This window comes from Micromonospora sp. LOL_021 (assembly GCF_048060215.1).
Classification (GTDB): domain Bacteria; phylum Actinomycetota; class Actinomycetes; order Mycobacteriales; family Micromonosporaceae; genus Micromonospora_E.
This window is the reverse complement of the sequence record NZ_JBHMIN010000008.1, coordinates 24431-50661: the sequence shown is the minus strand read 5'-3', so window position 1 is coordinate 50661 and position 26231 is coordinate 24431. Positions and strand designations below refer to the sequence as shown.

Sequence of the window (26231 nt, the reverse complement as noted above, 5' to 3'; positions counted from 1 at the left end):
ACGATGACAACAGGCGGCGTCCCCCGGGTCAAATCGGCAGACCGCACCGTCGAGCTGCTGGAGCTACTCGCCGCCACCGCGGACCGGCGCACCCTCGTGGAACTCGCCCGCGCCCTGGGTATCCCCAAGAGCAGCATGCACGGACTGCTCCACACCCTCGTGCAGCGCGGCTGGGTTGAGACTGACACCGCAGGATACCGCTACGGGCTGGGCGTCCAAGCACTGCGGACCGGTGCAGCTTACCTGCGTACCGACCGCGCGGTCCGCCGGCTCACCCCGGTCGTGGACCTGTTGCACCGCCGGCTCAAGACCACCGTGCAACTGGGGCGGCTGGTCGGTGGCCACATGGTCGCCCTGCTGACGCGGGAAGAGGTCGACGTGGCACCGATGCTTCGGACGGGCTGGCCGGCCCCGGCGTACGCCACGGCGATCGGCCGCGTCGTACTGGCCCGAGTGGCCGACGACGACGAGTCGCTGGCACGGATGCTGTCCGCCTCACCAACCCTGCCTCCCGACGCTCTCGCAGCGCTCCGCGAAGAGCTCCGGCGGGTGGTCGAGCGTGGACATGCTGTCGACCAGGTGCCGGCCGGCCCGAACGGCGGCCGCGGCGTGGCGGTCGCCGCCCCGGCCAAGCTCGGCCCGCACGACGCGATCGGCGTCTGCGTCACCGACGGCGAGCTGACCGAGGCGCATGCCAGTGAACTCGCGGACGCAATCCGGGCAGCGACCACCGCCGGCCTGACGGGTCGGATCTAACAACTTCGAAATACGCCGTTGACCTTCCAGTCATCTTCTTCTATGGTCACTCGGCACTAGTGCGACGTAGTTCACATATAGGAACTCTCACTACTGAGGACCCATAATGAGACGTATCGCAGTCCTCGCGCTGCCCGTAGCCGTGGTCGTCGCCAGCTCCGCACTGACCACACTGTCCGCGCACGCCACGACCGGCTTGCCCGTTACGGCAGCGACTGCCAGCTCCCACGACGGCAACGGGCCAGCCAACGCCATTGACGGAAGTCTCTCCACTCGCTGGTCCGCCCAGGGCGACGGCTCCTGGCTCCGACTCGACCTCGGTGCCAACCAGCAGATCGGATCGGTCGGCATCGCCTGGTACAAAGGCGACCAACGCCGGGCCACCTACACCGTTCAGACCTCAACCGACGCCAGTTCGTGGATCACTGTCGTCCCCCAGCGACAGAGCAGCGGCAGCACCTTACAGGTCGAGGACCACGACTTCACCGACCGGTCGGCCCGGTACGTACGCGTCGTTGGCTACGGCAACACGGCCAACAACTGGAACAGCATCACCGAGATGCAGGTCTACGGCGCTGACGGGGGCGGTGGCGACTGCACCGTCCCGGCAGACGTGCTCGACCTGACCAATTGGAAGATCACGCTGCCGACCGGCTCCTCCGGCAGCCCGACCGAAATCAAGCAGCCCGCCCTGAACGACTTTCAGATCTCCCCCTATTTCGTCGCTGCGGACTCGTGCCAGTCGGTCCAGTTCCGCTCCCCCGTCAACGGGGTGACCACGGGCGGCTCCAGCTACGCTCGGTCGGAGCTGCGTGAGATGACGAACAACGGAGCCGCCCACGCGAGCTGGTCGTCGACCTCCGGCACACACACGATGGTCGTGGACGCCGCGTTCGACAGGCTTCCATCGACGAAGCCGCACGTGGTCGTGGCCCAGATCCACGATTCGGACGACGACGTCACGGTCTTCCGATTGGAGGGCACCAGCCTTTACGTCACCAACGACAATGACACCCACCACAAGCTGGTTACCAGCAACTACCAGCTGGGCACCCGCTTCGAGGCCAAGTTCGTGGTCAGTGGCGGGCAGGTGAGGGCGTACTACAACGGCGTCCTGCAGACCACCATCGCCAAAAACTTCTCCGGCGCCTACTTCAAAGCCGGCGCCTACACTCAGGCGAACTGCTCAAACTCTTCGCCGTGCAGCGGCGACAACTACGGGCAAACTCGAATCTTCGATATCACCGTTACCCACTCCTGAAGCTGGCCGCCGCCCGGGGGCTCACACCCCGGGCGGCGCGGCGTCCTCGGGTCGCTTCCGAACCTGGCGCCGCAGGTCAGAGCGGGCAGATTCCGCGGAAGCGCCCGACCTCGGCTCCGATAACCGGCACCGACGGCAGAGTCAATCGGCGGCGCGACAGACTTGGCGCTGCTCGCCCAGTCCTTCGATGCCGACCCGCACCACATCCCCCACGCGCAGGTAGGGGAACTGGCCAGACAACGCGACGCCCTCCGGCGTACCAGTATTGACGACGTCACCTGGCTCAAGCACCAGATACTGGCTCAGATACCAGATCAAGTGGCGCACATCAAAAATCATGTCCTGTGTGGTGGAGTGCTGACGAGGCTGGTCGTTCACAAAGCTGTGCAGGGTGAGGCGTTGCGGATCATCCAGTTCATCGGCAGTGACCAGCCATGGCCCCATCGGGTTGAACGACTCGCAACTCTTGCCCCTGACCCACTGGCCGCCGGCATCACCCATCTGGTAGTCACGCTCGGACAGATCATTGGACACGGCGTATCCCGCTATGACGTCGCCCGCCTCGGCTGGTGACGCGAGGTAACGTGCCCGCCGGCCGATGACGACCGCCAACTCCACCTCCCAGTCGGTCTTCACCGCGCCTCTCGGGATCACGATGTCATCGTAGGGCCCGACCACCGTGTTCGAAGCCTTGAGAAAAACGACCGGCTCGGCCGGCGGAGCGGTGCCGGACTCCGCAGCATGCCGGGAGTAGTTCAGCCCGATGCAGGCCACCGTGCCCGGCCTGGCGATCGGCGCACCGACGCGGGCACCCCGGACATCGACCTCCGGAAGACCCCCGGCGGCCATGGCAGCGCGTACCCGGTTCATGCCGTCACCGCCGAGAAAGGCCGAGTCGATGTCGGCGGTGACGCTGGTCAGATCGAAGTGACGGCCCCCGACGAGGAGTACCGGTCGCTCGCTGCCCTTTGGGCCGACCCGCATGAGCTTCATCATCAATTCCCTTCGGAGCAGGACAAGTCGCCGCAGACCGGGACGGCGCCATCGGCATCAGCCAGGCCCGTGCGCAGTAAATCGATACACTTGCAGTGTCGTCAACGCCCGCGTGGTCTGTCAATCGACGACGCACACCCTCGAAGCAGCCGGTGACTGATCAGCCGGGCGGGCAGGGTGGTCGCCACCCGTGCGACGCTGTGCCGCTGGCCCGTTGGTCAGCGCGGATGGACCGGGACACCGGTCCGGCGGCGGATCACCGCCGGACCAGGAGCCGGCACGCCATACGCCGAATCGAGCGGACCGCCCGTACGCGGATTTTGCATGACAAGGCCGCCACTGCGGGCCCCGCTCGCTTTGCAAGTGGTGGGCGATACTGGGATCGAACCAGTGACCTCTTCGGTGTGAACGAAGCGCTCTCCCGCTGAGCTAATCGCCCTCAGCGCGGATGACTGTACCCGATCGTCCCGCCCGGGCGCACATCCGGGGTGCCGCACCGGTCAGGTGGTGGCGAGGTAGCGCAGGAAGCTCGCGATCACGTCGATGCCGAGGCCGATCTTCAGCGAGACGATCACCACGACCGCGACGAAGACGAGGCCCACCCCGGCGATGCCGAGCCGCACCGGCCAGCTCTGCCGGGTCGCCCACCGGGTCCACCCCTGGACGTGCCGTCGGGTGAAGGCGAGCAGCCGCTTGGCCCAATGGAACTCCACGCCCCAGACCGCCAGTCCGCCGAAGACGATCAGCCAGCCCGGCCCGGGTAGCGGGATCAGCACCAGACCGAGGACCACGATCAGGGCCCCGAGCAAACCGACGCCGACCTTCAAGGCGATCCGGCCAGTGGGGTTGGAGCGGATCAGGGCGAGGGTCATTCTGATCCGTTGGCGCAGCCCGGACAACGTACGCGGTGCCTCCGGTTCAGGACGATCGGTGACGGCGACCGGAGCGCCGCTCCCACCCTGACGCCCGATCGGGTCACTGCCCACCTGGTCTCCCCCCGACTCGGCGTGTCCGACAGTCTCGTCCGCCGGGTCGTACGGCGCATGACCCGGTGTTGAATTCTCGGTCATCCGCTTGGCGGAGGAGGGTTTTATGGCCATTTTGCCCCTCATTGTCGCCCGCCCCGTCACCACAGGGCACCACTGGACGTTACCGGAGTGAGTCGACGTCTGAACCACCCGACGCCGGGCACGTCCCAGTACCTCAGCAGATCCGGACAAGCCACCTGAAAAGGACTTTTTAGTGTATCCCGGAACCGCTTCCCTCTACTGGGTGAGATCAGCGATAGACGGAGCGTAGTCAAATGCAAGGCCGGAGTATGGGGAAAGCGGGGCGGGCGTCCCGCAGCGGTGCCGGGGGGAGAACGTCCATGAGTGTCATCCGACCAACGACCGTCGAGGTCGAGACGTCACTACGGCTCATCGCGCCTGACGCTACCGCGCTGCCGGTACGAGCCAGCCTGCGTTACGAACCGAGCGATCCGTACGCGGTCCACGTGCTCTTCCACGCGGAGTCGGCCGGCGGTGAAGCGGTCAGCTGGTCGTTCGCCCGCGAACTTCTGGTGACCGGGCTCGACGAACCGGCCGGGATCGGCGACGTCCGGGTCTGGCCGTGGACAACTCCCCGGGGCGACTTCGTCGCGCTCGCGCTGAGTTCCCCGGACGGCAACGCGCTGTTCGAGGTGCCGCGCAGCGTACTGGTCCGATTCCTGCGCCGCACCTACGTGGTGGTGCCCCGCGGCCGCGAGTCCGACCACCTGGACGTGGACACCGCGGTGAACCGGCTGCTGGCCGGGCGCTGATCGGAACGGCCCGGCTCCGCCCGACCCGGCGGGGACCGCGGCTGTTTCGCGTGACGGGAGTACGGCGATGCGCCGTACTCCCGCCGCTGGTGCACCCCGGGCGCAGGTCGGGAGGCCGGGATATGGATGTGCCCGGCTACCGGGGTGCGGTTGCGGCGCGCTGCGGTTACCGTCGAAAACGATGGTTCAGCCCGATCAGCTCGCCCGCCGGATGTCCGACCCGGACCCGCTGGGGCCAGCGATCAGCGCAACTACTCTCAGTGACAGCTTGACTGCTGACGAACCACCCCGACCACGGCTGCTCCCCCACGACGAACTGCTACTGGTCACCGCCGGTCACGGCAGCCACGAGATCGACTTCGTCGCGTACCCGTGCCGACCCGGCACCTTGCTCTGGGCCCACGCCGGGCAGGTGGTCCAGGCTGGCGGACAGCACGGTCTGGACGCGATCGTGGTGCGCTGGACCGCCGCACCAGGCGTACCGGACCGGCCCCCCGCCCGCGCCCACTGGCAGCTCACCGGCGAGGACGCCGACGCCATCATCAACGAGGTCAGCCAACTCGTCGTGGACAGCCAGCGACCCCAGCGGACGGCGCTCGTCGACGAACTCCTCCGCCATGAGCTGCGGGTCCTGCTGCTGCGGATCGCCCTGCTGCCGTACGGCTCCTCCCCGGCGGCGCTCGGTGCCCCCACTGCGGACGACCGCCCCGGTGACGAACCCGCACCGGCGGACGAGGCCACCGGGGCCGGCTCGTCGAGGTGGGACACCTTCTGGCGGTTCCGGGCCGAGGTGGAGCGGGACCACGCGCGCAGCCGACGGGTCGAGGAGTACGCCGAACGGATGTCCTGCGCGGTCCGCACCCTCACCCGGGCCAGCCTCACCGTGACCGGGCGGACCGCCAAACAGGTGATCGACGACCGGGTGGCCCTGCAGGCCAAGCGGTTGCTCGCGGCGACCGACCTGCCGGTGGCCCAGGTCGGTGCGCGCCTCGGCTTCCCCGAGCCGACGAACTTCGGCCGTTTCTTCCAGCGCGAGGTGGGGTGCAGCCCGGGGAGCTTCCGCGCCGACCTGCGGGAACGCCCACCGGTGACCGACCGGGTAGCGGCAACCGGCATGATGGTGGCGTGCAGATCTCCGCGCGCGGCGACTACGCGGTACGAGCAGCGCTGATCCTGGCTGCCGCGTACCCGACGCTGATGTCCACCCAGGCGATCGCCGCCGAGCAGGACATGCCGCGCAAGTTCCTCGAGGCGGTGCTGGCCGACCTGCGCCGGGGCGGGGTGGTCCGGGCACAGCGCGGCGCGGAGGGTGGCTACACGCTGAGCCAGCCGCCCGGGGACGTCACCATCGGCATGATCCTGCGGGCGGTGGACGGGCCGCTGGCCGGGGTACGCGGGCTGCGTCCGGAGGAGACCCGGTACGCCGGTGCCGCCGAGAACCTGCCCCGGCTCTGGATCGCGGTACGTGCCGCGTTGCGCGAGGTGGTCGACGAGGTGAGCCTCGCCGAGGTACTCACCGGCCGGATGCCGGCGCACGTACGCAAGCTGACGCTGAAGCCGGACGCCTGGGAGTCCCGCTAGTCAGGCATGTGGACGGTCGGGTTTGCCGCTCGACGCGGCAGGGAACTGACCAGCCCACCTGCCGACGGCCGATGGAGGGAACGCAAGCGATGGGCGTCATGTTCCGTAAGCGGAAGCGGTTCGGCCCGATCCAGTTGAACTTCACCGAGAACGGGTTCTCGTCCTGGACCATCCGGATCGGCCGATGGTCGTGGAACTCGCGGGCCAGGAGGCACCGGTACGACCTGCCCGGCCCGTTCTCGTGGAAGCAGGACAAGTCGCGTAGCTGAGCGGCGCAGGACAACGATCGAAGGCTCGGCGGGATCGACCGCTGGGCCTTCGTTCTGTAGGAATAATGACCCTATGTCCGATATAGCTGGAGATGATGCCCGGTCCCGTACCCGGAATCCCCGCCGGGCCGAGGTCCGGCGTACCACTGCCATCTGCCTGCTGATGGTCCTGCTCTACTACCTGGTTCCGGTGGAGCCGGGGGTGACGGGGATGCATCTCGCGGTCCGCGCCGTGGTCACCGTCGTCGGCGTGGCGCTGGTGGCCGCGCTGGTGCTGCAGCAGATCCGCGACCAGATCACCGCCGATCCGTCCGACGTACGCCTCACCCGGCTGGCGATCGCACTGGTCGGCGGCGTGGTCGTGTTCGCGCTGGCCGACCTGGTCATCTCGTTCAGCGACCCGGACCAGTTCGTCAACATGACGACGAAGACCGACGCGCTCTACTTCGCGATCGGCACGCTCACCACTGTCGGGTACGGCGACGTGCACGCCGAGGGCCAACTCGCCCGCGCCGCGGTGTGCGTCCAGATGGTGTTCAGTGTCGGAGTGCTCGCCACCGGCGCGTCGCTGCTGGTCAGGCGGTGGACGGAGTACGCCCGCCGGCAGCCGGGGCGGTCGGGGTGATCTCCACGTCGCCGGCCAACCGGCCGTCCGCCGGCCGGCGCCGCACCTGGTCGGCGGCGAGCAGACCGGCCAGCGCCCGGTTGGCGTCGGTGGCCCGGTGGACCGTCCCGGTCACCGTGAAGCTGCGCAGCTCGGCGACCGTCCGAGAGCCGCACTCGACGAGATGAGCGTGCAGCCGGTCACGCAGCGCGGCGAGCCCGTGGTCCGGCTCCTGCCCGGCGACGGGCGAGTCCGGCTCCTGCCCGGCGACAGCCGTCGTCTGCGGATCGTCGGCGGCACGCAGCCTCCACCCCGGCGGGCCGACCTCCCAGAGCGCCTCCTTGAACGCCTCGATGCGTTTGCCGGACCCGGTGGCGAAGGCGACCGGGTACGGCGTACCGCCGTCGACCTGCCCGGCCGCCCCGGGCGGCACCAGTTCGACGACGCTGACCAGCGGAAAGCCGGCTGCGGTCAACGCCGGGCGCAGCTCAGCTGACGAAGCCGCTCCGACCACCAGCAGCTCGGCCGGGCGGCCGGCCGTCGACGCACGCCACACGGCGGATCCGGGCAGCGGGCCACCGGCCAGGTCGAGGTGGCACAACAGTGGTGCGTTGGCGGCTGCGGCGGCGGTCACGGCCACCGGGAGCAGCTCCGGACCGCCGGGCAGCAGATGGGCCGTCACCGCCGCCGGCAGCCCGGTCGGGTCCGCCTCGGCACCGGAGGAGGTGACCGTGACGACCGTCAGGTGCCGGCTGGTGACCAGTTCCGGGTGGTCGGCGACGGCGCGCAGCGCGGCGTCCGCGGTGGCCCCCGGCGGGCCCTGGTACGCCTGAACGAAGGTGGCGCGACGGGCCTGGCGCAGCGCGGCGGGAACCCAGGTGCTCAGGTGGCGGAGCAACAGGTCGCGCGGGACCCGGCCCGCCGGCTCGGCTGTCATGGCGTCCGTTCTACCGGCCCGGGTCACAGCCCGCACGGGCGGGGCCGGCCGAGCCGCCGGCGCGGCCGGACTCGGCTCGGTGCCGGCCAGGCGGTCAGCCCGGCACCGAGACGCCGACGCCACCGCGGGTCCGGGAGCCGTACCGCTGCTTCTCCCGGGCCAGGTCGAGCGGCCGGATCCGCTTGCGGGCGGCGAGCGCCTGCTCGTCGAGGCGGTCGGCGGGGACCAGCCAGACGACCTCGAACTCCAGCCCGTCCGGATCCCGGCCGTACAGGCTCTTGGTGGTCCCGTGGTCGGAGGTGCCGACCAGGGCGCCGGCGGCGGCGAGCCGGGTGGCGAGCAGCTCGAGTTCGTCGAGCGTGTCCACCTCCCAGGCCAGGTGGTAGAGGCCGACGGTGCCGCGACCGGCGCCGGACGGCGCGGCGTGCCCACCGATCTCGAACAGGCCGAGGTCGTGGTCGTTGGTGGAGCCGGGTGCCTGCAGGAAGGCCGCGCCGGAGAAGCCGTCGGGGGTCATCGGCACGACGGAGAACCCGAGCACGTCCCGGTAGAACGCCAGGCTCCGGTCAAGGCTCGAGATGTACAGCACGGCGTGGTTGAGACGGTGGATTCCCATGTCGTGAAGGCTAGCGCGAGTTAGTTTAACTCTCAACGACTTCCGGTATGATGGTGGTCATGACCCGCTGGCTCGACGACGACGAACAGTGCACCTGGCGCGCGTACCTCTACGCCACCAGGACGCTGGCCGCGACCCTGGACCGCGAACTGCAGGCGAGCGCGGGGATGCCACACGCGTACTACGAGATCCTGGTCCGGCTCTCCGAAGCGCCCCAGCGCACCCTGCGGATGAGCGAGCTCGCCGACGCCACCGACTCCTCCCGCAGTCGGTTGTCGCACGCCGTGTCCCGGCTGGAACAAATCGGCTGGGTCCGCCGTGAGGAGTGTCCGACCGACCGGCGCGGCCAGTTCGCGGTGCTCACCGAGCCCGGCTTCACCGCCCTCACCGCCGCCGCGCCCGGCCACGTCGACGCGGTCCGGCGACACCTGTTCGACCAGCTGACCCCGGAACAGGTCGATCAGCTACGGATCATCAGCGAAGCGTTAGTCAAGCATCTAGCCGGTAACAATCCGCCACCATGAGCGAACTGTCCCACATCAGACCCTTGTACAGACCGTCGTCGGACACGCACGATGGGACGTGTCTCTCGGCCTGGGCGAAATCACCACGCAGGCGCACGGCCTGATCAGCGTCGGCGACCTGCCGGGCGCGCGTAACTTGCTGGCCACGGCGTTGGCCGACACCGACCCGCGTCCCGCACACGCCAGCACCGAACAGGCGGAGGCCGCCGGACTACTCGCCCGGGTGACGGTCGCACTCGGCGAGGCACCGGCGGCGCGGGCGTGGGCCGCGTACGCGTACTCGGCGAACCAGCGGCTGCACGGCACGGCGGACGAACGGACCATCGGGGCCGCCGCCACCCTCGCCGCCGTCCTGCACCGGGTGGGCAGCGACGCCCGCGCCGCGCACCTGTACCGCGAGGTGATCGACGAACTCTGCGCCATCGACGGCCCGGAGTCGCTCCGGGTCCTGGCCGCCCACGCGGACCTCGCCACCGTCGAGTTCGCCTGCGGCGAGTGCGACATCGCCCGGGACCGGCTGGAGGATGCCTGGGAACTGCACCGGGAGGTGTACGGGGAGGGGCATCCGGCCGGGATCAAGATGCTGGCCCGGCTCGGCGCGATGCAGCGCGACTGCGGCCGGCTCGCCGAGTCCGACGTCAGCCTGTCGCTCGCCATCGACCTGTGCCGCACCCGCCTGCCGGCGGACCATCCGCTGGTCGGGCAGGTCGCCGCGCTGGCCGAGGCGCCAGCGGATCCGGCGCACCGCTGTGGCGGGCAGGGACCGGTCGACGATGGGCCGGACGACACCGACGGCCCGGGTCCGGACCGCAGTCCGGACGACAACGGCGACCCGGGCCCGATCCGTCGGCCGGACGACAACGGCGGTGCGGTCCACGACGGTGACGGCCTGGACCAGGGCAGCTGGCCGCCCGGCACCAGGCCGGCCAGTGGGTTGGCGGCTCCGGCGGCCGATCCCGCCGGGCGCGATCGGCTTACCGGTCCGGCCTGGGCCGAGCCCGGCTGGATCGAGCCGGAACCACCGGTCACTGAGGTAGCCGACCCCCGCTGGTCGGCGGCGTTCTGGACGCAACCGAGCGCACCGTCGGCGACGCCGACCACCGACCAGTCAAGCGACGACGAGACGCGCGCCCATCGGGACGGACGACACCGGGCCGACCCGCCCTGGCTCGACCCACCAGACCAGCCGGTGGACCAATCGGTGCCCGACCCGGCGGCTGAGCTGGGCAGCGGCCGGCCGTGGACCCAGCACGGCTGGATCGAACGGGAGCCGGCGGGCGGCGACGCCGACGACCCGCTCTGGTCGCCCAGTGGTTGGCTGACCGACGACCCCTCCCCTGCCGGGCGGAACACGACCGGGCGGGAGCAGGGAGGCGACCAGCGCCAACCGGACGAACCCGACCCGGCCGACGGCCGGCCGGCCAGCATCCCACCGCCCCGGGTGCCGGTCGATCTGCCATCGTCCGGCCCCGCCGACCAGGACGGGTCACCTGGCATCTGGCTCTTCGACGAACCGTGGTGGCCGCCCGAGCAGTCCGATGCCGGCGACGGCTCCGCTGCGACCGCTGCGGATCGACCGGACGGACCAGATCGACCGGATGGTCCAGATCGACCGGACGCCTCGGACGCCGCCGGCCCGGTCAGTCCGTTCGGGCCGGTCCGGTTCCGGCAAGCGACCGGCCCATCAGCGGCGGACAGTCCCACGGCCGGCAGTTCCATGGGCGACCCGGCGGCCGTACCCGGCGAGCCGGTGCCGCCGGAGAGTCCTGCCTTCGTGCCCAACCCACGGGTGCCCGACGGGGCAGGCGCTCGACCGGAGCCGGCACCACCGGTGACCGACGAGGGTTTCGCGGACCCGGACGCCTCGGTCGATGCCGAGGCCGCGGTCCGCCACGTCGAGGTCACGGACGGGTCGGGCACCGGAGCCACGGACGGACCGGCCGCGAGCGCCGCGGCCAGTGGAGCCGGCGCGACCATCGGAACCGGCGCCACCGGCACGGGCCGGAGCACCGGGACACTGTCCCGACTGCCACGGCGCGAACTCAGCCGGATACCCGACCGCCGCAGGAATCTTCCGGTCCGGCGGCAGCGAGGACAGTTGGTGCCGGTACCCAAGCCGGTGACGACCGCTGCCCGCCCACGCGGGCCGATGCTGGTGTTCACCGGAGTGGTCGTGGTCCTGCTCGGCGCGGCGGCGGTGGTGGCCGGCGTCAGCCTGGTCGACGAGACGCCATCCGGGCAGACCGGGGCACCGGCCGAGGTCCACCCTCCGACCGGTACGCCGACCAGCGCTGCGCCGACGGCCGCACCGGGTACCGCGCCGGGCGGCGTGGGTCTGCGCGACAACCGGGACAGTGTGACGTTGACCTGGACCTACCCGGCGGGCGCCGAGGGACAGGTGCTGATCTCCGGGGGAAGCAGCGATCAGCAGCCCCGGGCCTTCATGACGTTGCCGGCGGGTGCGGACAGCTTCGTCGCGTACGGGCTGGACGAGTCGATGGACTACTGCTTCACGGTCGCCGTGGTCTACTCGGCCGACGTGATCGGGCAGGCCGACCCGGTCTGTACGGACCGGGCAGCGAACGCCCGGTGACCAACCCGGTCTGTACGGACCGGGCAGCGAACGCCCGGTGACCAACCCGGTCTATGCCGGGCCGGGCTCGTCGTCCACCGGGTCTGCCGGAAGCCGGACCCGGGCCTGAAGTCCGGTACGGGCACCGCCGAATCCTGCCGCCCCACCGTCGCGTCCCGCCGCATCGTCCGCCAGCCCCACATCCGCCGCCCGCCCCACATCGGCCAGCTCGACAGTGCCGCCGTGCCGGCGGACCAACTGGGCGACGATGGCTAGTCCGAGCCCGGCGCCACCGGCGTCGCGGGCCCGCGCGTCGTCGAGCCGGGTGAACCGGTCGAAGACCCGTTGCCGGTCGGCCGGCGGAACGCCCGGACCGTCATCGGTGACCAGCAGCTCATGCCAGTGGGGCCCAGCCGGTCGGGCGGTCACCAGCACCTCGGAACGGGCGTGCCGGACCGCGTTGTCCAGCAGGTTGGCCAGCACCCGGACCAGCGCGTCCGGGTCGCCAGCGATCCACAGCGGCCGGCCCGGCGGCACCACCCGCACCGGCCGTGGATATCGGGCGGCCACCGTGGCGGCCAGCTCACCCAGTTCCACCGGACCGACCGGGCCGAGCACCACACCGGACTGGTCGGCCCGCTGGTCGGCGCGGGCCAGCAGCAGCAGGTCGTCGACCAGGCGGCTGAGCCGTTGACTGTCCGCCAGCAGGTCGTCGGCGACCGCCGGCCAGTCCGTCCGGCTACCGAGCCGCTGCGCCACCTCAAGCTGCGTACGCAGGCTGGTCAGCGGACTGCGCAGCTCATGAGCGGCGTCGGCGACGAACGCGCGTTGCCGGGCCCGCGCGGCCTCCAGCCGGTCGAGCATGTCGTTGAGGGTGACCGCCAGCCGGTGGATCTCGTCGCCGCCGCCCGGCACCGGCAGGTGGCCGGCCTGTTCGCCACCGGTGATCTCGGCCGCGCCGGCCCGCAGTTTCTCCACCGGCCGCAGCGTCGCCCCGACGGCCCGCCAGACGATCACCGTGACCGCGGCCACCAACAGCGGAAACGTCATCAGCAGGATCACCCGTACCAGGGCGAGGCTGCGGTTGATGTCGGCCATCGACCGGGCGACCAGCACGGTACGGGGCTGTGCCGGCCCGCCCGCCGGTTGGGCGATCACCCGGACCGGGCCGCGCAGACCGAGCCGGGCACCCGGCACGGTGACCGCCCCGGTCGGTTCGGCGGCGAGCTCCTCCCGCTCGCCCGCGTAGAGCATCGGGACGAGTCGGTCGGCGCCGATGGACGCGGCCCGTATCCGTCCCCGCTCGTCGACGATCTGCACCCGTACGTCGTTGCCGGCCACCGGCAACGGGTCGGGCACCGCGTCGGCGGCGACCAGTTGGGCGATCGCGTCGGCGGTGGTCCGGGCGTCGGCGTCGGCGCTACGTTCCAGTGCCAGCGCGAGAACGGCGGTGAGCCCGATCGCCCCGGCGGCCAGGCCGGCGGCGAGACCCAACACGCTGATCGCGGTCAGCCGGGTGCGCAGGCTGAGCCGGACCCGCAGGTACGCCCGCCACCGACCGGGGTACGCCACCGAAGACCGTCGACCGGTCATGGGACCAGCCGGTAGCCGGCACCCCGGATGGTCTCCAGCCGATCCCGGCCGACCTTGCGGCGCAGGTACCCGATGTACACCTCGACGGCGTTCGGCGCGGTGTCGACGCTGGCGTCCCAGACGTGGTCGAGCAGTTCGATCTTCGAGACCACTTCGCCGGCGCGTCGCATCAGGTACTCCAGCAGGGCGTACTCACGGGCGGTGAGCGCCACCTCGGCGTCGGCCCGGGTGACCCGGCGCCGAGCCGGGTCGAGGCTCAGGTCACCGGCGGTGAGCACGGCCGGCCGCTGCGGCGCGCCGCGCCGCAGCAGCGCGCGCAGCCGGGCCAGCAGCACCACGTACGAGAAGGGCTTGGTCAGGTAGTCGTCGGCACCGCAGTCGAGGCCGTCCGCCTGGTCGTACTCGCCGTCCTTCGCGGACAGAATCAGCACCGGCAGCCAGTTCCGCTCGGCACGCAGCTGGCGCACCACCCGGTAGCCGGACAGTCCGGGCAGCATCACGTCGAGGATCATCGCGTCGTAACCGCCGCGCCGGGCCAGCTCCAGCCCGGCCGGCCCGGTCGCGGCGACGTCCACGACGAAGCCTTCCTCCTGCAGACCACGCCGCAGGGCATCGGCCAGCCGGACCTCGTCCTCCACCACCAGCACACGCACCGGTCAAGGGTGCCATCATGGGTGGACGACCGGGTTACCCGTGACCGCCCTCGCTGAGCGTGTTCTCAGCTTGGCCACCCGCTCTCAGCAACGTCTCAGTACACCCGACGCACGATGGGTGGCAGGAGGTACGAAGATGTCGGTATTCACATCCCGGCCGGCGATGCGCTGGCTGGTCCCCACCGCGTCGGCGGCGGTACTCGTCGGCGGCGGCGTGGCCGTGGGGGCACTCGCCGCGTCCGCTGACCCGGTCCTGCCACCGCGCAGCGCCGAGCAGCTGCTGGTCGACCTGCAGACCGCCGAGGTCGACGGCATGTCCGGGACGGTCGTGCACCGCGCCGAGCTGGGCCTGCCGGCGGCGCTCAACCTGGCCGGTCAGATCGGCGCCGGCAACGGGCTGGGCTCACTGATCAACGGCACGCAGACCCTGCGTGTCTGGTACGCCGGTCCGGATCAGGCCCGGTTGGCGATGGTCCGCACGCTGGGCGAGACCGACGTCATCCGCAATGGGCGGGACGTCTGGATCTGGTCCAGCCAGCAGCAGCAGGCCACCCACTTCGAGTTGCCGGCCGAGGGCGACGACGCCGACGCGGCGGACCGGCGGGCCGGCGCCGATCCGGCGCCGGACCTGCCCGTCACCCCGCAGGCGGCAGCCGACCAGGTGCTGGCGGCGATCGACCCGAGCACCGAGGTGTCGGTGGGCCGCTCGGCGGAGCTCGCCGGGCGTACCGCGTACGAGCTGGTGCTCACCCCGCGCGACGAGGACTCGCTGGTTGAGGAGATCCGGATCGCGATCGACTCGGTGGAGTACGTGCCGCTGCGGTTCGCGGTCTATCCGACCGGTGCCGACCGGGCCGCTATCGAGACGGCGTTCACCCAGGTCAGCTTCGATACACCGGATGAGGAGCAGTTCGTCTTCAACCCACCGCCGGGCACCGAGGTGATCGAGGCGGGCGAGGACGAGGTCGCGGCGCCGGGTGACGGTTCCCGGGGTCCGGACCAGCTGCCCGGCGACGCCGAGATGGGCGGCATGCTGGATGAGCTGGCGCAGGGCTGGGCGGACAGCGAGGATTCGGTCCGTACGGTCGGCAGCGGCTGGGGCACCGTCCTGGTGGTCACGCCGCCGGCCGAGGCGGCAGCGGCGGCCGAGGAGCACACCGGGGACTCTGCCGAGGGCGCCCAGGTCATGCGGATTCTGGGTGACCTGCCGGCGGTCGACGGGCCGTGGGGCAGCGGCCGACTGTTCTCCAGTGCGCTGCTCACCGTGTTGATCGCCGACGACGGCCGGCTGTTCGCCGGCGCGGTGACGCCGGAGCGGCTGTACGAGGTGGCGAACGAGACCCGCTGACTTGACCGGTCCACTACCGGCGTCGACCCCGGATCACTGGGCATCGACGCCGGTAGTGCCGTTTGCAGGGCATGATCAGGCAGAGGCGTGGACCGATACCAGGGCTGGATCAACTTAACCGGTTGCGTAGCGGGAAAGCGCCGGTCTACTCTGATGCCTGCGCGAAGGGCCGGGTAGTCGCCGACACCGTGCTGGCCAGGTCAGCCGGTGTCTTTCGTCCCCGTGGGTCACCCACGGGCCGCTACCCGAGGTAGGTCATGAAGACACGTCTGAGCGTCGCGGCCGCGACGCTACTCGCCCTGGTCACGTCCGTCGTGGTGCTGGTCCAGCCCGCGCACGCCGCCGTCGGCCTGCACGTCAGCGACGGCCGGCTGGTCGAGGCGAACGGCACTCCGTTCGTCCTGCGCGGGGTCAACCACGCACACACCTGGTACCCCAGCCAGACCAACTCCTTCGCCAACATCAAGTCCCTGGGCGCGAACGCGGTCCGGGTGGTGCTCAGCAACGGCCACCGGTGGACCCGCAACGATGCCAGCGACGTCGCCAACGTCATCTCGCTGTGCAAGGCCAACCGGCTGATCTGCGTCCTGGAGGTGCACGACACCACCGGGTACGGCGAGGAGGGGGCCGCAGCCACCCTGGCGTCCGCCGCCGACTACTGGATCGGCCTGGCCAGCGTGCTGCGCGGCCAGGAAAATTACGTCATCATCAACATCGGCAACGAGCCGTTCGGCAACAGCGGCTACCAGAACTGGGCCAGTCACACCACGAGCGCCGTGCAGCGGCTGCGCGCCGCCGGTTTCGAGCACGCGATCATGGTCGACGCACCGAACTGGGGACAGGACTGGACCTTCACGATGCGCGACAACGCGCAGGCGGTGTGGAACGCCGACCCGGCCCGCAACCTGATCTTCTCGATCCACATGTACGGCGTGTTCGACACCGCCGCCGAGATCAGCGACTACCTGGGCCGGTTCCGCTCGGCCGGTCTGCCGATCGTGGTCGGCGAGTTCGGGCACAACCATTCCGACGGCAACCCGGACGAGGACTCGATCCTGTCGTACACCTCCCAGCATGGCATCGGCTGGCTCGGCTGGTCGTGGAGCGGCAACAGCGGCGGCGTCGAGTATCTCGACATGGTGAACAACTTCAACGTCAACAGCCTCACCTCGTGGGGCCAACGGCTGTTCAACGGCACCAACGGGATTCGGGAGACCGCACGGGAGGCGACCGTCTACAGCGGCGGGACGCCGCCGCCGACCACCGCGCCCCCGACCACGGTGCCGCCCACCACAGTGCCGCCGACCACCGCGCCCCCGGCCGTGGCGTGCACCGCGACGTACGCGGTGGTCGGTCAGTGGCAGGGCGGTTTCCAGGGTGAGGTACGGGTGACCGCTGGCGGTTCGGCGCTCAGCGGCTGGCGGGTGAGCTGGACGTTCGCCAGCGGTCAGTCGGTCAACCAGGCGTGGAACGCCACCGTCACCAGCAACGGGGCGAGTGTCTCGGCGACCAACGTCAGTTACAACGGCAACCTCGGCGCCGGACAGAGCACGACCTTCGGCTTCATCGGCAGTTGGAACGGCAGCAACCCGGTGCCGACGCTGTCCTGCGCCGCGCGGTAGTCGCAGCCGCCACTGCAGGTGTGACCGGTGGCCGGGCGGGTACCCGTCCGGCCACCGGCACACCCGGCGTCGCTCAGCTGAGCCGGCCGGCGGCCGGTGTGGGCATTGGCAAATCGCTACGAGCTGGAGGTTTACGGTGAGCGAAGGTCCTCGTCTGCGGGTGGGCGCGTACGCGGTGATCGTCCGGGACTCGGCGGTGCTGCTGAGCCGGTTGTCCGATGCGTCTCCGGTGTTCGAGCCGGGTGCGTGGCATCTGCCGGGAGGTGGTCTCGATCCGGGCGAGCAGCCCGGCGAGGCGCTCACCCGGGAGTTGCAGGAGGAGGCCGGGCTGGAGGTGATGTCGTCGCGGTTGCTGGACGTGCGGTCGTACCTGGCGCACCGCAACGGCACGGACTGGCATGTGGTCGGGCTGCTGCACAGCGCCCGGGTCGGGCCGGGCGAGCCGGCGGTCACCGAGGTCGGCGGCAGCGCGGACGCCATCCGGTGGGTGCCGATCGACGAGATCGACCGGCTGCCGCTGTCGCCGCCCACCGCGGACGCGCTGCGGATGGCGGAGTTGCTGCCGGTGCCGGCGTAAGGGTTCGTCGTCAGGCGTAGCTGGTTGGTCGTCAGACATGGTCACCGGACCGGTCGCAGCCGTCACGGCCTCGGCCGGGCCGGTGACGACCGGATTTCGGCTGGCCGGCCGCCGCGTCGGGTGCACATTCGCGGCGGGCGGCCCGTAGCCGCCAGATGACGAGCGCCCCGAGCGCCAGCACCGCGACCACGACGGCGGCCGCCCGCCCGGCGAATTCCTCGATCGCGGCGTACGAGGTGCCGGCCAGGTAGCCGATCAGCACCGTGCCGATCCCCCAGACCAGCGCGCCCGCGACGTTGTAGAGAAAGAACCGCCGGTACGGCATGTGTGCCGCGCCGGCCAGGGCGGGCATCACCGCGTGGAAGAAGGTCACGAACCGGCCGACGAAGACCGCGGTGCCGCCCCGTACGGCCAACTGGTGTTGCGCCCGCCGCACCCAGGCCTGCCGCTTGCGCAGGAAGCGCATCCGCAGCAGCCGCGGCCCCAGGGCCCGGCCGATCAGGTAGCTGGTGGTGTCGCCGGCCACGGCCGCGCTGACCACGACCACGGTGATACCGGGTAGCGAGATGGTGCCGAGGCTGGCGGCGACGCCGCCGAGCACCGCAGCGGTCTCGCCGGGGAACACGAAGCCGACAAACAGCGCGTCCTCGGCGAAGACCAGAAGCCCGACCAGCAGGTAGATCAGCGCACCGTCCATCGACAGCAACCGCTGCAGCCAGTCGCTCAGCACAGCACCCCCCGCTCGCGGGGGGCGGCGGACCCGACGTTAGCAGTTGCGGGGCGGTGCCCGTGACGGTCCGACGGATGCGGCGCCGGGGCGTCATGGGCGTACTCCCCACCACAGAGAGGTGACACCCGACTTCTTAACCGGTTAAGCGCTACGCGACGCGCGCCCGGCGAACGCCGTCAAGCACACACGTGGTCGTCAGACCACAGACAGTCGCGAGCCGGCACGGCGCCGACGCCGCCCGCCGGACCGGCAGGCGGGTCAGCCCGACGTCGCCAGCCGCACCATCGTCCAGGAGACGGACGGCAGCATCACCGACAGCCGTCCCTGGTCGACGGCCGGACCGGGAAGGGTCCGGGGACGTACCCGGTCCGGCTGCGCCGACGTGTTGGCGGCCCGCACGTCCGGGTCGGTCAGCACGCACTGCTCGACGACCCGGTAGCCGGGGAACGCCCGCAGATCGATGTCGAGCACGAGGGACTCCCGCTGCCCACGGTTGACAGCGAAGATCACCAACTGATCCGCGTCGTCGTCGTGGGTGGCCACGACGTCCAGCAGCGGCACCTCGCCGTACCGTGCCGTCTCGACGACCGGCCCGGTGGTGCCGCACTCCACCCGCAGCACCGTCCCCCGGGCGTGGCGCGCCGTGTACGCGAACGGATAGAAGATCGTCTGCCGCCAGGCTGGACCGCCCGGCTCCGCTCGGATGGCGGCGATCGTATTGACCAGCTGAGCCTGGCAGGCGGCGGCCACCCGGTCGCTGTTGCGCAGCAGGGTGATCAGCGAGGTGCCCACCACCACGGCGTCGGCGACGGTGTAATCGTCCTCGCTGAGCGACGGTGCGTGGACCCACTCGGTCGGTACGCCCTCGGCGAGGAACCGGCGCATGTACCAGACGTTCCACTCGTCGAACGAGATCTGCATCCGCTTGCTGCTACGGGTCTTGGCCCGGACGTGGTCACAGGTAGCCACGATGTCGCCGATGAATCGGTCCATCTCCACCGATGAGGCCAGGAAACTGGTCAGGTCCCCGTCCTGTTCCTCGTGGTAGAGGTGCGCGGAGACGTAGTCGACCTGGTCGTAGGTGTGTTCCAGGACGGTCGCCTCCCAGGCCGCGAAGGTCGGCATGGCGGGACCGGAGCTGCCGCAGACGATCAGCTCCAGATCGGGGTCGATCATCCGCATCCCCCGGGCCGTCTCGGCGGCCCGTCGCCCGTACTCGTCGGCGGTCTGATGGCCCAGCTGCCACGGCCCGTCCATCTCGTTGCCGAGACACCACATCCGGATGTCGTACGGGGCCTGCCGGCCGTGCGCCCGGCGCAGATCGGACAGCTGCGTGCCGCGCGGATGGTTGGCGTACTCCAGCAGGTCCATCGCCTCGCGGGGACCCCGGGTGCCCAGGTTCACCGCCAACATCGGCTCGACCCCGGCGGACCGCGCCCAACTGACGAACTCGTCCAACCCGAAAGCGTTGGTCTCGATACTGTGCCAGGCCGGGTCGAGCCGGGTGGGACGCTGGTCTCTGGGCCCCACCCCGTCCTCCCAGCGGTAGCCCGAGACGAAGTTGCCCCCCGGGTAGCGGACCACTGATACGCCCTGCTCCCGGACCAGGTCGAGCACGTCACGGCGCAGTCCGCGCTCGTCGGCGGTCGGATGGTCGGGTTCGTAGAGCCCGGTGTACACGCACCGGCCCATGTGTTCGACGAAGGATCCGAAGGTACGGCGTCGAACCGGTGCAACCGCGAACGCCGGATCGATGTGCACCGTCACCGGGCGGGGCACTGCCGGGTCGACCATCGCCATCGGGACGTACCTCCACAAAAGGTGCACGGGTGCGGTCGCAGAGCGACCGACCACGGACATCGACGGTCGCCCGCCAGCGCCCCAGGTTGTCGGACGCTAACATGCGCAGCGTGGCCCTGTCTGCCGGCAGATTTCCAGCCGCCGTACCCGTGGCGGGCATGTCCGGGCGGTCGTCGGGGTACGAGGCCACCGTGAGAATCGGAAACACCGAGATCCGGCCGCTCGGCGGTGGTCTCGGATGCCTGGTGATGGTCCTGCTATCGCTGATACTGTCGGTCGCCGCCACCATCGCGCTGAACGTGGCGGTGCGCTGACGCGGGCGGCGAGCCCGGTCCCGCCGGGCTACCCCAGGTGCGGCGGGTGCGGCGGGGTCAGGGTTTGCGGGCGACGCCGCCGACGAAGGTGTAGTAGGTCTCGGTCTGCTCCGACGGCGCGTCGTCAGGAGCCGGACGCCACTCCGCAAGGGGCACCAGACCGGGTTCGAGCATCTCGAAGTCACCGAAGTACGAGAGGATCTCGTCGCGACGACGCCACCGGCCGGTACCCAACGTCTGGTTGAAGATCTTCTCGACCACGAGCGCCTTGCGGGCAGCCTCCGGCTGACTGTCACCCGGGTTGTGGAAGTGAGACAGGGCCAGGTAGCTCCCGCTCGCGATCGCGTCCCGGTAGACCGTCGCTACCGCAGCTGGATCCTCGTCGTCACCGAGGTGGTGCAGGATGCCGAGCATCAGCAGGCCCACCGGCTGATCCAGGTCGATCATCGACTGTACGCCGGGATCGGCCAGGATCTGCTCCGGGTCACGGGTGTCCGCCTGGACGACGGTGGTCATCGGAGAGCTGTCGAGCAACGCCCGACCGTGTGCCAGCACCATCGGATCACTGTCCACATAGACCACCCGCACCTGCGGGTCGACCTGGTGGGCGATCTCGTGCACGTTGCCCTGGGTGGGCAGACCCGAGCCGATGTCGAGGAACTGCCGCACGCCGGCCTCGGCGACCAGGTGCCGCACCGCGCGGCGCAGGAAGCCGCGGTTGGCTCTGGCCGCCAGCGGACCGTCGGGGGTGACCTGCAGCGCCATCTGGCCGGCCTGGCGATCGACCGCGAAGTTGTCCTTGCCGCCGAGCATGTAGTCGTACACGCGGGCGACGCTGGGACGGGTGGTGTCCACCCCGACCGGGACTCGTTCCTCAGTGCTCACGGCGGAGACCTCCGGGGGTGTGGCCGACCAGGATCTCGTGGTCGGCTGGGAGCGCTGCCGTGGTGGAGTCTAAAGGATGCCGATCATCACCGAAGGCCTGCCCGGTGCGGTCGTCAAGCCGCCGGCCGCAGCGCGTTCAGCACGAACCCCGTTCCAATGTAGTCGCCTCGACCCACACCGAACACCCACTCGACCCGCCGCGCGGACCGCGTCGAGGTCGATCCCCATCTCGTGGGATGCCGCAGCGTCCGCAGCGAGGAGGTGCTCCGGACCAACCGCCGTCAGCACGCCTGCTTTGAGGGACTTGCCAGCCGTGCGGCCTAACGCACCTTGTCGGCGAGGGCGAGCACTCGGTCAGCCGTCAGCTCGTCGAGGCGGTCGACGACCAGCGTCGCGCCAGCCAGGGCGTCGGCTGCCGGCGGGTACGCGGGGTGCGGCACCGCGACCACCACCAGACCGGCGGCCGCGGCGGACCGCAGCCCGTTGCTCGAATCCTCCACCGCCAGGCACCGCTGCGGCGGTACGCCGAGCAGCCGTGCCGCCACCTGGTAGACCTCGGGGTCCGGCTTGCCGGCTGCGCACTCCTCGGTCGACACGGTTGCCCGGAACGCCTCGGTGAGCCCCGCCGTGGCCAGCACCTGTTCGATCAGGCGGCGGGGTGAGGAGCTGGCCAGGGCGAGCGGGAACCGCCCGGCGAGGTCGCGGACCACCTCGATCGCGCCCGGGATCAGCGGCAGCTCGGCCCGGTACCGCGCCGCCATGGCGTCGATCACCTCGTCGGCGATGCGGTCGACACCGCGCCCGACGCCGAGCTCCGCGTCCAGGTAGCCGGCCCACTCCGGGGTACTCATCCCCATCAACCGCTGCTGGGCGTCCGGCAGCCACCGACCACCGGCTCCGGTCACGTAGTCGCGCCGGACCTGCTCCCAGACCGGTTCCGTGTCGATGAGTACGCCGTCCATGTCGAACACCACCGCGGAGATCATGACCCCATCCTGCCCGGTCGACCGGAATCCGCCCGGACCGGGGTCACTGAGCGCTATCCTCACAGGTGAGCTCCCTTTTCTCGATCCGACCCGGGTCGCTGCAGTGGCCCAATGACCGGACATAAGCGGTGAAAGGAGCAGTGATGTCGGAGCACGCCGCACCGGCCCGCGACCGGATCGTGGCCGGCGTCCACGACTCGGCATCCAGCTGGGCCGCGGTCGCCCTGGCCGCCCGGGAAGCCGCCACCGCGCACCGGCCGCTGCGGCTGGTGCACGCCCTCAACTGGATTCCGGACGACCTGTCCGGCGGCGACGAACCCCAGCCGGACGCCTACCAGCTCGTCGAACGCGCTCTGGAGATCGCCACCCGGACGGCCCCCGGGATCGACGTCACCACCGAAGTGTCGGAGAATGCCCCGGCCACCGCGCTGCTCCGGGAGTCCCGGATGGCGTCGCTGGTCGTGATCGGCGACGGGGACCTGGCCCGGTGGACCTGTTTGCCGCTGGACGCACTCGCCGTACAGATCGCCGCCCGCGCGGACTGCTCGGTGCTGGTCGCCCGGGCCGGCTCCGAGCCGGCCCCCGAGCCGGCCGCGCCGGTGCTGGTCGGTGTGGACGGCTCGGCCGGTTCGGAGCGGGCGCTCGGCTTCGCCTTCGACGCCGCCGCGCAACGGGGCAGCGAACTGATCGTCGTACGCAGCTGGGAGAGCGAGTCGAGCTGGGCCGACGCCTCGGCGGCGACCGCCGACGAACTCGCGGCGGCGGTGACCCCGTGGCAGGAGAAGCATCCCGACGTCGCGGTCCGCCAGCAGGTGGTGAACGGCCCGCCGGCCCGGGTGCTGATCGAGCGTTCCGCCCGGGCCGGGCTGGTGGTCGTCGGAGCCCGTGGCGATCATCCGCTGCGGGTACCGCTCGGCGCGGTCAGCCAGGCGGTGCTGCACCACGCCGGGTGCGCGACGGCGATCGTCCGCGAAGGTGGCCCCCGGCCGCCAGCCGGCGACTGACCGGGACCTACGCCCTGGGAGGTGGCCCGACCGGCCCTGCCCCGCCCGCACCGACCACTGCTACCACGGAAGGAGAGAGATTCGCCGACCAGTGCAGGAGGCGGGCGCCATGCCGAAATTCGTCTACGACTTCATCGAAGGTAACCGCGAACTCACCGACCTGCTCGGCGGCAAGGGCGCCAACCTGGCCGAGATGACCCGGCTCGGCCTGCCGGTGCCGCCCGGCTTCACCGTCACCACCGCCGCCTGCCGCGCCTACCTCGCCGACGGCACACCGCCGGCCGGGATGTTCGACGAGGTCAACCGCCACCTCCGGGGCATGGAGGCGCGGCTGGGCAAACGGCTCGGTGACCGGCACGACCCGCTGCTGCTCGCCGTACGGTCCGGTGCCCGGTTCTCGATGCCCGGCATGATGGAGACCGTCCTGGACATCGGGTTGACCGACACCACCGTGCACGGCCTCGCCGCGCAGAGCGGCGACGATCGCTTCGCCTGGGACTCCTACCGCCGGCTGGTGCAGATGTTCGGCCGGACCGTGTTCGGCGTGCCCGACGAGCTGTTCACCACCGAGTTGGAGACGGTCAAACGGACTGCCGGGGTCACCGCGGACTCGGCGCTCGGCGCCGACGACCTACGCGCCCTGGTCGAGGCGTACCAGAAGGTTTTTCACCAGCACACCGGCCGGGACTTTCCGCAGTCGCCGCACGAACAGCTCGACCTGGCGATCCGGGCGGTCTTCGAGTCGTGCAACGCCGAACGCGCGGTGCTCTACCGCCGGCAGGAACGGATCCCGGCCGAGCTGGGCACCGCGGTGAACGTGATGGCGATGGTGTTCGGCAACCGGGGCCCGGACTCCGGCACCGGGGTGGCGTTCACCCGCGACCCGGCGACCGGGGCGCGCGGCGTGTACGGCGACTACCTGGCCAACGCTCAGGGCGAGGACGTGGTGTCCGGGGTCCGCAACACGGTCCCGTTGCAGGAACTGGAGCGGATCGACCCGCGCAGCTTCCACCGGCTGATGACGATCATGGACACCCTGGAGCATCACTACCGCGACCTGTGTGACGTCGAGTTCACCATCGAACGCGGCACCCTGTGGATGCTGCAGACGCGGGTCGGAAAACGGACCGCCGAAGCCGCCTTCGTCATCGCCGCGCAACTGGTCGACGAGGGGGTCATCGACCTCGACGAGGCACTCGACCGGGTCACCGGGGCCCAGCTCGGTCAGCTGATGTTCCCCCGGTTCGACCCGGCCAACGCGCCCACGCCACTCGCGGTCGGCGTACCGGCCGCTCCGGGCGCGGCCGTCGGCCGGGTGGTGTTCGACTCCGAGGCGGCGGTCGCCGCCGCCGGTCGGGGCGAGCAGGTCATCCTGGTGCGTCGGGAGACCAACCCGGACGACCTGCCCGGGATGATCGCCGCCGCCGGCATCCTGACCAGCCGGGGCGGCAAGACCTCGCACGCAGCCGTAGTGGCGCGGGGCATGGGCCGTACCTGCGTCTGCGGCGCCGAGGCGTTGACCGTCGACGCGGCGGCCGGCCAGATCACCGTCGCCGACGGTACCGGGGCGGCGCCGACCGTGCTGCGCGCCGGGAATTTGATCTCGGTCGACGGGGCGACCGGCGCCGTCTACGCCGGTGCCGTCCCGGTCCACCCGTCACCGGTGTTGCGCTACATCGAGGGCGAGTTGGCACCGGAGGCAGATCCGCTGGTGTCTGCGGTGCACCGGCTGCTGGGCCACGCGGACGTGGTGCGCCGGCTCGCGGTGCGGGCCAACGCGGACACCGCCGCCGACGCCCACCGGGCCCGGGCGTTCGGTGCCGCCGGAATCGGCCTGTGCCGGACCGAGCACATGTTCCTCGGCGACCGCCGGGAACTGGTCGAGCGGCTGATCCTCGCCGAGACCGACGCCGACCGCGAGGCCGCGCTGGCCGCGCTGCGCCCGCTGCAGCGGCAGGACTTCGAGGCGCTGTTGGCCGAGGCGGACGGCCAGCCGGTCACCATCCGGCTGCTGGACCCGCCGCTGCACGAGTTCCTGCCCGCCCTCGACGAGCTGACCGCCTGGGTGGCCCGGGCCGAGGCACGCGGCGAGGACCCGGGGCACGACGGGCGGCTGCTCGCGGCGGTCCGCCGGATGCACGAGGCCAACCCGATGCTCGGCCTGCGCGGTGTCCGGCTCGGCCTGATGGTGCCGGGCCTGTTCGCCACCCAGGTGCGGGCGATCGCGGAGGCGACCGTCGCCCGGTCGCGGGCCGGCGGCGACCCCCGGCCGCAGATCATGGTGCCGCTGGTCGGCGCGGTGCAGGAGCTGGAGGCGGTACGGGATCAGGCCGAGGCGCTGCTCGCCGACATCGACGGTCTGCCGCCGATCCCGGTCGGCACCATGATCGAGGTGCCGCGAGCGGCCCTGACGGCCAGCGCGATCGCCGAGGTGGCGGACTTCTTCTCGTTCGGCACCAACGACCTCACCCAGCTGGGTTGGGGGTTTTCCCGCGACGACGTCGAAGGGGTGTTCTTCGGCCGCTACCTGGAGCTCGGCATCTTCCCCGTGTCGCCGTTCGAGTCGATCGACACCGCCGGTATCGGACGGCTGATCCAGATCGCGGTCGCGGACGCCCGGGCCACCCGGCCGGACCTGGAAATCGGCGTCTGCGGCGAGCACGGCGGCGACCCGGACTCGGTGCGGTTCTTCCACGACGCCGGGTTCGACTACGTCTCCTGCTCGCCGTACCGGGTGCCGCTGGCCCGCCTGGAGGCCGGACGCGCGGCGGTGCGCCCAGCTCACCGGTCCGACACCCGTTGACC

At 71.0% G+C, this 26231-nt stretch carries 24 protein-coding genes, 1 tRNA gene and 1 pseudogene; 15 read left to right on the top strand and 11 right to left on the bottom strand.

The features are described from left to right. Positions 1-3 precede the first annotated feature (3 nt). Together ACFHWT_RS08180 and ACFHWT_RS08175 are read left to right on the top strand one after the other, a co-directional pair. A complete protein-coding gene (locus tag ACFHWT_RS08180) occupies positions 4-756 on the top strand; it encodes an IclR family transcriptional regulator (protein ID WP_416593968.1) in 753 nt (250 codons plus the stop codon). 142 nt (positions 757-898) lie between these two features. Then, positions 899-2017, top strand: a complete 1119-nt coding sequence (locus ACFHWT_RS08175) for a polysaccharide lyase family 7 protein (protein ID WP_416593967.1) — start codon at positions 899-901, stop codon at positions 2015-2017. 141 nt (positions 2018-2158) lie between these two features. Here ACFHWT_RS08175 and ACFHWT_RS08170 read toward each other — a convergent pair whose 3' ends face one another. From ACFHWT_RS08170 to ACFHWT_RS08160, 3 genes are all read right to left on the bottom strand, one after another. After that, on the bottom strand, positions 2159-3010 hold the full coding sequence (locus tag ACFHWT_RS08170; RefSeq protein ID WP_416593966.1) for a fumarylacetoacetate hydrolase family protein: 852 nt from the start codon (positions 3008-3010) through the stop codon (positions 2159-2161). A gap of 364 nt (positions 3011-3374) precedes the next feature. Next, a tRNA-Val gene (locus ACFHWT_RS08165) sits at positions 3375-3449 on the bottom strand. Between the two features lie 61 nt (positions 3450-3510). Continuing rightward, positions 3511-4080: a TIGR02611 family protein gene (locus ACFHWT_RS08160; protein ID WP_416594049.1), complete on the bottom strand. Its 570-nt coding sequence runs from the start codon at positions 4078-4080 to the stop codon at positions 3511-3513. 299 nt (positions 4081-4379) lie between these two features. On the opposite strand from ACFHWT_RS08160, the gene ACFHWT_RS08155 reads away from it, so the two are divergent. The 5 genes from ACFHWT_RS08155 to ACFHWT_RS08135 all read left to right on the top strand — a co-directional run bounded on the left by ACFHWT_RS08155 (position 4380) and on the right by ACFHWT_RS08135 (position 7286). Then, the gene (locus ACFHWT_RS08155) at positions 4380-4811 is read left to right on the top strand and encodes an SsgA family sporulation/cell division regulator (protein ID WP_416593965.1); all 432 of its coding nucleotides are present in this window, start codon (positions 4380-4382) and stop codon (positions 4809-4811) included. A 181-nt stretch (positions 4812-4992) separates the two neighbouring features. Beyond that, positions 4993-5982 (top strand): helix-turn-helix domain-containing protein, encoded by a 990-nt coding sequence (locus tag ACFHWT_RS08150; RefSeq protein ID WP_416593964.1) that lies wholly within the window; start codon positions 4993-4995, stop codon positions 5980-5982. Continuing rightward, positions 5937-6392, top strand: coding sequence for an RrF2 family transcriptional regulator (locus tag ACFHWT_RS08145; RefSeq protein WP_123600883.1), 456 nt, complete (start codon positions 5937-5939; stop codon positions 6390-6392). Before ACFHWT_RS08150 ends, ACFHWT_RS08145 begins: the two co-directional genes overlap by 46 nt. An 89-nt stretch (positions 6393-6481) precedes the next feature. Further along, complete coding sequence (locus ACFHWT_RS08140; protein WP_416594048.1) at positions 6482-6661, top strand: DUF4236 domain-containing protein; 180 nt, start codon at positions 6482-6484, stop codon at positions 6659-6661. 73 nt (positions 6662-6734) lie between these two features. Beyond that, positions 6735-7286, top strand: a complete 552-nt coding sequence (locus ACFHWT_RS08135; RefSeq protein WP_416593963.1) for a potassium channel family protein — start codon at positions 6735-6737, stop codon at positions 7284-7286. Here the strand turns inward: ACFHWT_RS08135 and ACFHWT_RS08130 are convergent. Together ACFHWT_RS08130 and ACFHWT_RS08125 are read right to left on the bottom strand one after the other, a co-directional pair. Beyond that, positions 7237-8202, bottom strand: coding sequence for a hypothetical protein (locus ACFHWT_RS08130; protein WP_416593962.1), 966 nt, complete (start codon positions 8200-8202; stop codon positions 7237-7239). The two genes, ACFHWT_RS08135 and ACFHWT_RS08130, sit on opposite strands and share 50 nt — an antisense overlap. A gap of 94 nt (positions 8203-8296) precedes the next feature. Further along, positions 8297-8818: a VOC family protein gene (locus ACFHWT_RS08125; protein ID WP_416593961.1), complete on the bottom strand. Its 522-nt coding sequence runs from the start codon at positions 8816-8818 to the stop codon at positions 8297-8299. Positions 8819-8868: 50 nt separating this feature from the next. Here ACFHWT_RS08125 and ACFHWT_RS08120 point away from each other — a divergent pair, with 50 nt between their 5' ends. Continuing rightward, positions 8869-9342 carry a MarR family winged helix-turn-helix transcriptional regulator gene (locus ACFHWT_RS08120; protein WP_416593960.1) on the top strand — a complete coding sequence of 158 codons (474 nt, stop codon included), beginning with the start codon at positions 8869-8871 and terminating at the stop codon, positions 9340-9342. 58 nt (positions 9343-9400) lie between these two features. Beyond that, positions 9401-10330, top strand: a pseudogene (locus ACFHWT_RS08115) (tetratricopeptide repeat protein); the annotation flags it as partial. A 1656-nt stretch (positions 10331-11986) separates the two neighbouring features. Here ACFHWT_RS08115 and ACFHWT_RS08110 read toward each other — a convergent pair. Both ACFHWT_RS08110 and ACFHWT_RS08105 read right to left on the bottom strand, forming a co-directional pair. Further along, positions 11987-13507, bottom strand: coding sequence for an ATP-binding protein (locus tag ACFHWT_RS08110; protein ID WP_416593959.1), 1521 nt, complete (start codon positions 13505-13507; stop codon positions 11987-11989). Then, positions 13504-14160 (bottom strand): response regulator transcription factor, encoded by a 657-nt coding sequence (locus tag ACFHWT_RS08105; RefSeq protein WP_416593958.1) that lies wholly within the window; start codon positions 14158-14160, stop codon positions 13504-13506. Before ACFHWT_RS08105 ends, ACFHWT_RS08110 begins: the two co-directional genes overlap by 4 nt. 136 nt (positions 14161-14296) lie before the next feature. Here ACFHWT_RS08105 and ACFHWT_RS08100 point away from each other — a divergent pair, with 136 nt between their 5' ends. The 3 genes from ACFHWT_RS08100 to ACFHWT_RS08090 all read left to right on the top strand — a co-directional run bounded on the left by ACFHWT_RS08100 (position 14297) and on the right by ACFHWT_RS08090 (position 17707). After that, positions 14297-15508: a LolA family protein gene (locus ACFHWT_RS08100; protein ID WP_416593957.1), complete on the top strand. Its 1212-nt coding sequence runs from the start codon at positions 14297-14299 to the stop codon at positions 15506-15508. 257 nt (positions 15509-15765) lie between these two features. Beyond that, the gene (locus tag ACFHWT_RS08095) at positions 15766-17130 is read left to right on the top strand and encodes a cellulase family glycosylhydrolase (RefSeq protein ID WP_416593956.1); all 1365 of its coding nucleotides are present in this window, start codon (positions 15766-15768) and stop codon (positions 17128-17130) included. A 136-nt stretch (positions 17131-17266) separates the two neighbouring features. Next, positions 17267-17707 (top strand): NUDIX hydrolase, encoded by a 441-nt coding sequence (locus ACFHWT_RS08090; RefSeq protein WP_416593955.1) that lies wholly within the window; start codon positions 17267-17269, stop codon positions 17705-17707. A 31-nt stretch (positions 17708-17738) separates the two neighbouring features. On the opposite strand, the gene ACFHWT_RS08085 is transcribed toward ACFHWT_RS08090, so the two are convergent. Then, a complete protein-coding gene (locus ACFHWT_RS08085; protein ID WP_416593954.1) occupies positions 17739-18437 on the bottom strand; it encodes a DedA family protein in 699 nt (232 codons plus the stop codon). A 258-nt stretch (positions 18438-18695) separates the two neighbouring features. Further along, positions 18696-20237, bottom strand: coding sequence for an alpha-N-arabinofuranosidase (locus ACFHWT_RS08080; protein WP_416593953.1), 1542 nt, complete (start codon positions 20235-20237; stop codon positions 18696-18698). A 110-nt stretch (positions 20238-20347) separates the two neighbouring features. On the opposite strand from ACFHWT_RS08080, the gene ACFHWT_RS08075 reads away from it, so the two are divergent. Then, the gene (locus ACFHWT_RS08075; RefSeq protein WP_416593952.1) at positions 20348-20551 is read left to right on the top strand and encodes a hypothetical protein; all 204 of its coding nucleotides are present in this window, start codon (positions 20348-20350) and stop codon (positions 20549-20551) included. 57 nt (positions 20552-20608) lie between these two features. Here the strand turns inward: ACFHWT_RS08075 and ACFHWT_RS08070 are convergent, their stop codons facing one another. Continuing rightward, positions 20609-21436: an SAM-dependent methyltransferase gene (locus ACFHWT_RS08070; protein WP_416593951.1), complete on the bottom strand. Its 828-nt coding sequence runs from the start codon at positions 21434-21436 to the stop codon at positions 20609-20611. A gap of 320 nt (positions 21437-21756) precedes the next feature. Further along, positions 21757-22422, bottom strand: a complete 666-nt coding sequence (locus ACFHWT_RS08065; RefSeq protein WP_416593950.1) for an HAD family hydrolase — start codon at positions 22420-22422, stop codon at positions 21757-21759. 143 nt (positions 22423-22565) lie between these two features. Here ACFHWT_RS08065 and ACFHWT_RS08060 point away from each other — a divergent pair, with 143 nt between their 5' ends. Both ACFHWT_RS08060 and ppdK read left to right on the top strand, forming a co-directional pair. Then, complete coding sequence (locus ACFHWT_RS08060) at positions 22566-23426, top strand: universal stress protein (protein ID WP_416593949.1); 861 nt, start codon at positions 22566-22568, stop codon at positions 23424-23426. Positions 23427-23535: 109 nt separating this feature from the next. Further along, positions 23536-26229, top strand: coding sequence for a pyruvate, phosphate dikinase (ppdK, locus tag ACFHWT_RS08055; protein ID WP_416593948.1), 2694 nt, complete (start codon positions 23536-23538; stop codon positions 26227-26229). Positions 26230-26231: the final 2 nt, after the last annotated feature.

Excerpts from the sequence above, each read along its gene's own strand:
- ACFHWT_RS08100 (WP_416593957.1), top strand. The coding sequence starts at position 14,297 with ATGTCGGTATTCACATCCCGGCCGGCGATGCGCTGGCTGGTCCCCACC.
- ACFHWT_RS08060 (WP_416593949.1), top strand. The coding sequence starts at position 22,566 with ATGTCGGAGCACGCCGCACCGGCCCGCGACCGGATCGTGGCCGGCGTC.
- ACFHWT_RS08095 (WP_416593956.1), top strand. The coding sequence starts at position 15,766 with ATGAAGACACGTCTGAGCGTCGCGGCCGCGACGCTACTCGCCCTGGTC.
- ppdK (WP_416593948.1), top strand. The coding sequence starts at position 23,536 with ATGCCGAAATTCGTCTACGACTTCATCGAAGGTAACCGCGAACTCACC.
- ACFHWT_RS08120 (WP_416593960.1), top strand. The coding sequence starts at position 8,869 with ATGGTGGTCATGACCCGCTGGCTCGACGACGACGAACAGTGCACCTGG.
- ACFHWT_RS08065 (WP_416593950.1), bottom strand. The coding sequence starts at position 22,422 with ATGATCTCCGCGGTGGTGTTCGACATGGACGGCGTACTCATCGACACG.
- ACFHWT_RS08080 (WP_416593953.1), bottom strand. The coding sequence starts at position 20,237 with ATGGCGATGGTCGACCCGGCAGTGCCCCGCCCGGTGACGGTGCACATC.
- ACFHWT_RS08150 (WP_416593964.1), top strand. The coding sequence starts at position 4,993 with ATGGTTCAGCCCGATCAGCTCGCCCGCCGGATGTCCGACCCGGACCCG.
- ACFHWT_RS08180 (WP_416593968.1), top strand. The coding sequence starts at position 4 with ATGACAACAGGCGGCGTCCCCCGGGTCAAATCGGCAGACCGCACCGTC.
- ACFHWT_RS08160 (WP_416594049.1), bottom strand. The coding sequence starts at position 4,080 with ATGACCGAGAATTCAACACCGGGTCATGCGCCGTACGACCCGGCGGAC.
- ACFHWT_RS08140 (WP_416594048.1), top strand. The coding sequence starts at position 6,482 with ATGGGCGTCATGTTCCGTAAGCGGAAGCGGTTCGGCCCGATCCAGTTG.
- ACFHWT_RS08125 (WP_416593961.1), bottom strand. The coding sequence starts at position 8,818 with ATGGGAATCCACCGTCTCAACCACGCCGTGCTGTACATCTCGAGCCTT.
- ACFHWT_RS08110 (WP_416593959.1), bottom strand. The coding sequence starts at position 13,507 with ATGACCGGTCGACGGTCTTCGGTGGCGTACCCCGGTCGGTGGCGGGCG.
- ACFHWT_RS08170 (WP_416593966.1), bottom strand. The coding sequence starts at position 3,010 with ATGAAGCTCATGCGGGTCGGCCCAAAGGGCAGCGAGCGACCGGTACTC.
- ACFHWT_RS08130 (WP_416593962.1), bottom strand. The coding sequence starts at position 8,202 with ATGACAGCCGAGCCGGCGGGCCGGGTCCCGCGCGACCTGTTGCTCCGC.
- ACFHWT_RS08155 (WP_416593965.1), top strand. The coding sequence starts at position 4,380 with ATGAGTGTCATCCGACCAACGACCGTCGAGGTCGAGACGTCACTACGG.
- ACFHWT_RS08135 (WP_416593963.1), top strand. The coding sequence starts at position 6,735 with ATGTCCGATATAGCTGGAGATGATGCCCGGTCCCGTACCCGGAATCCC.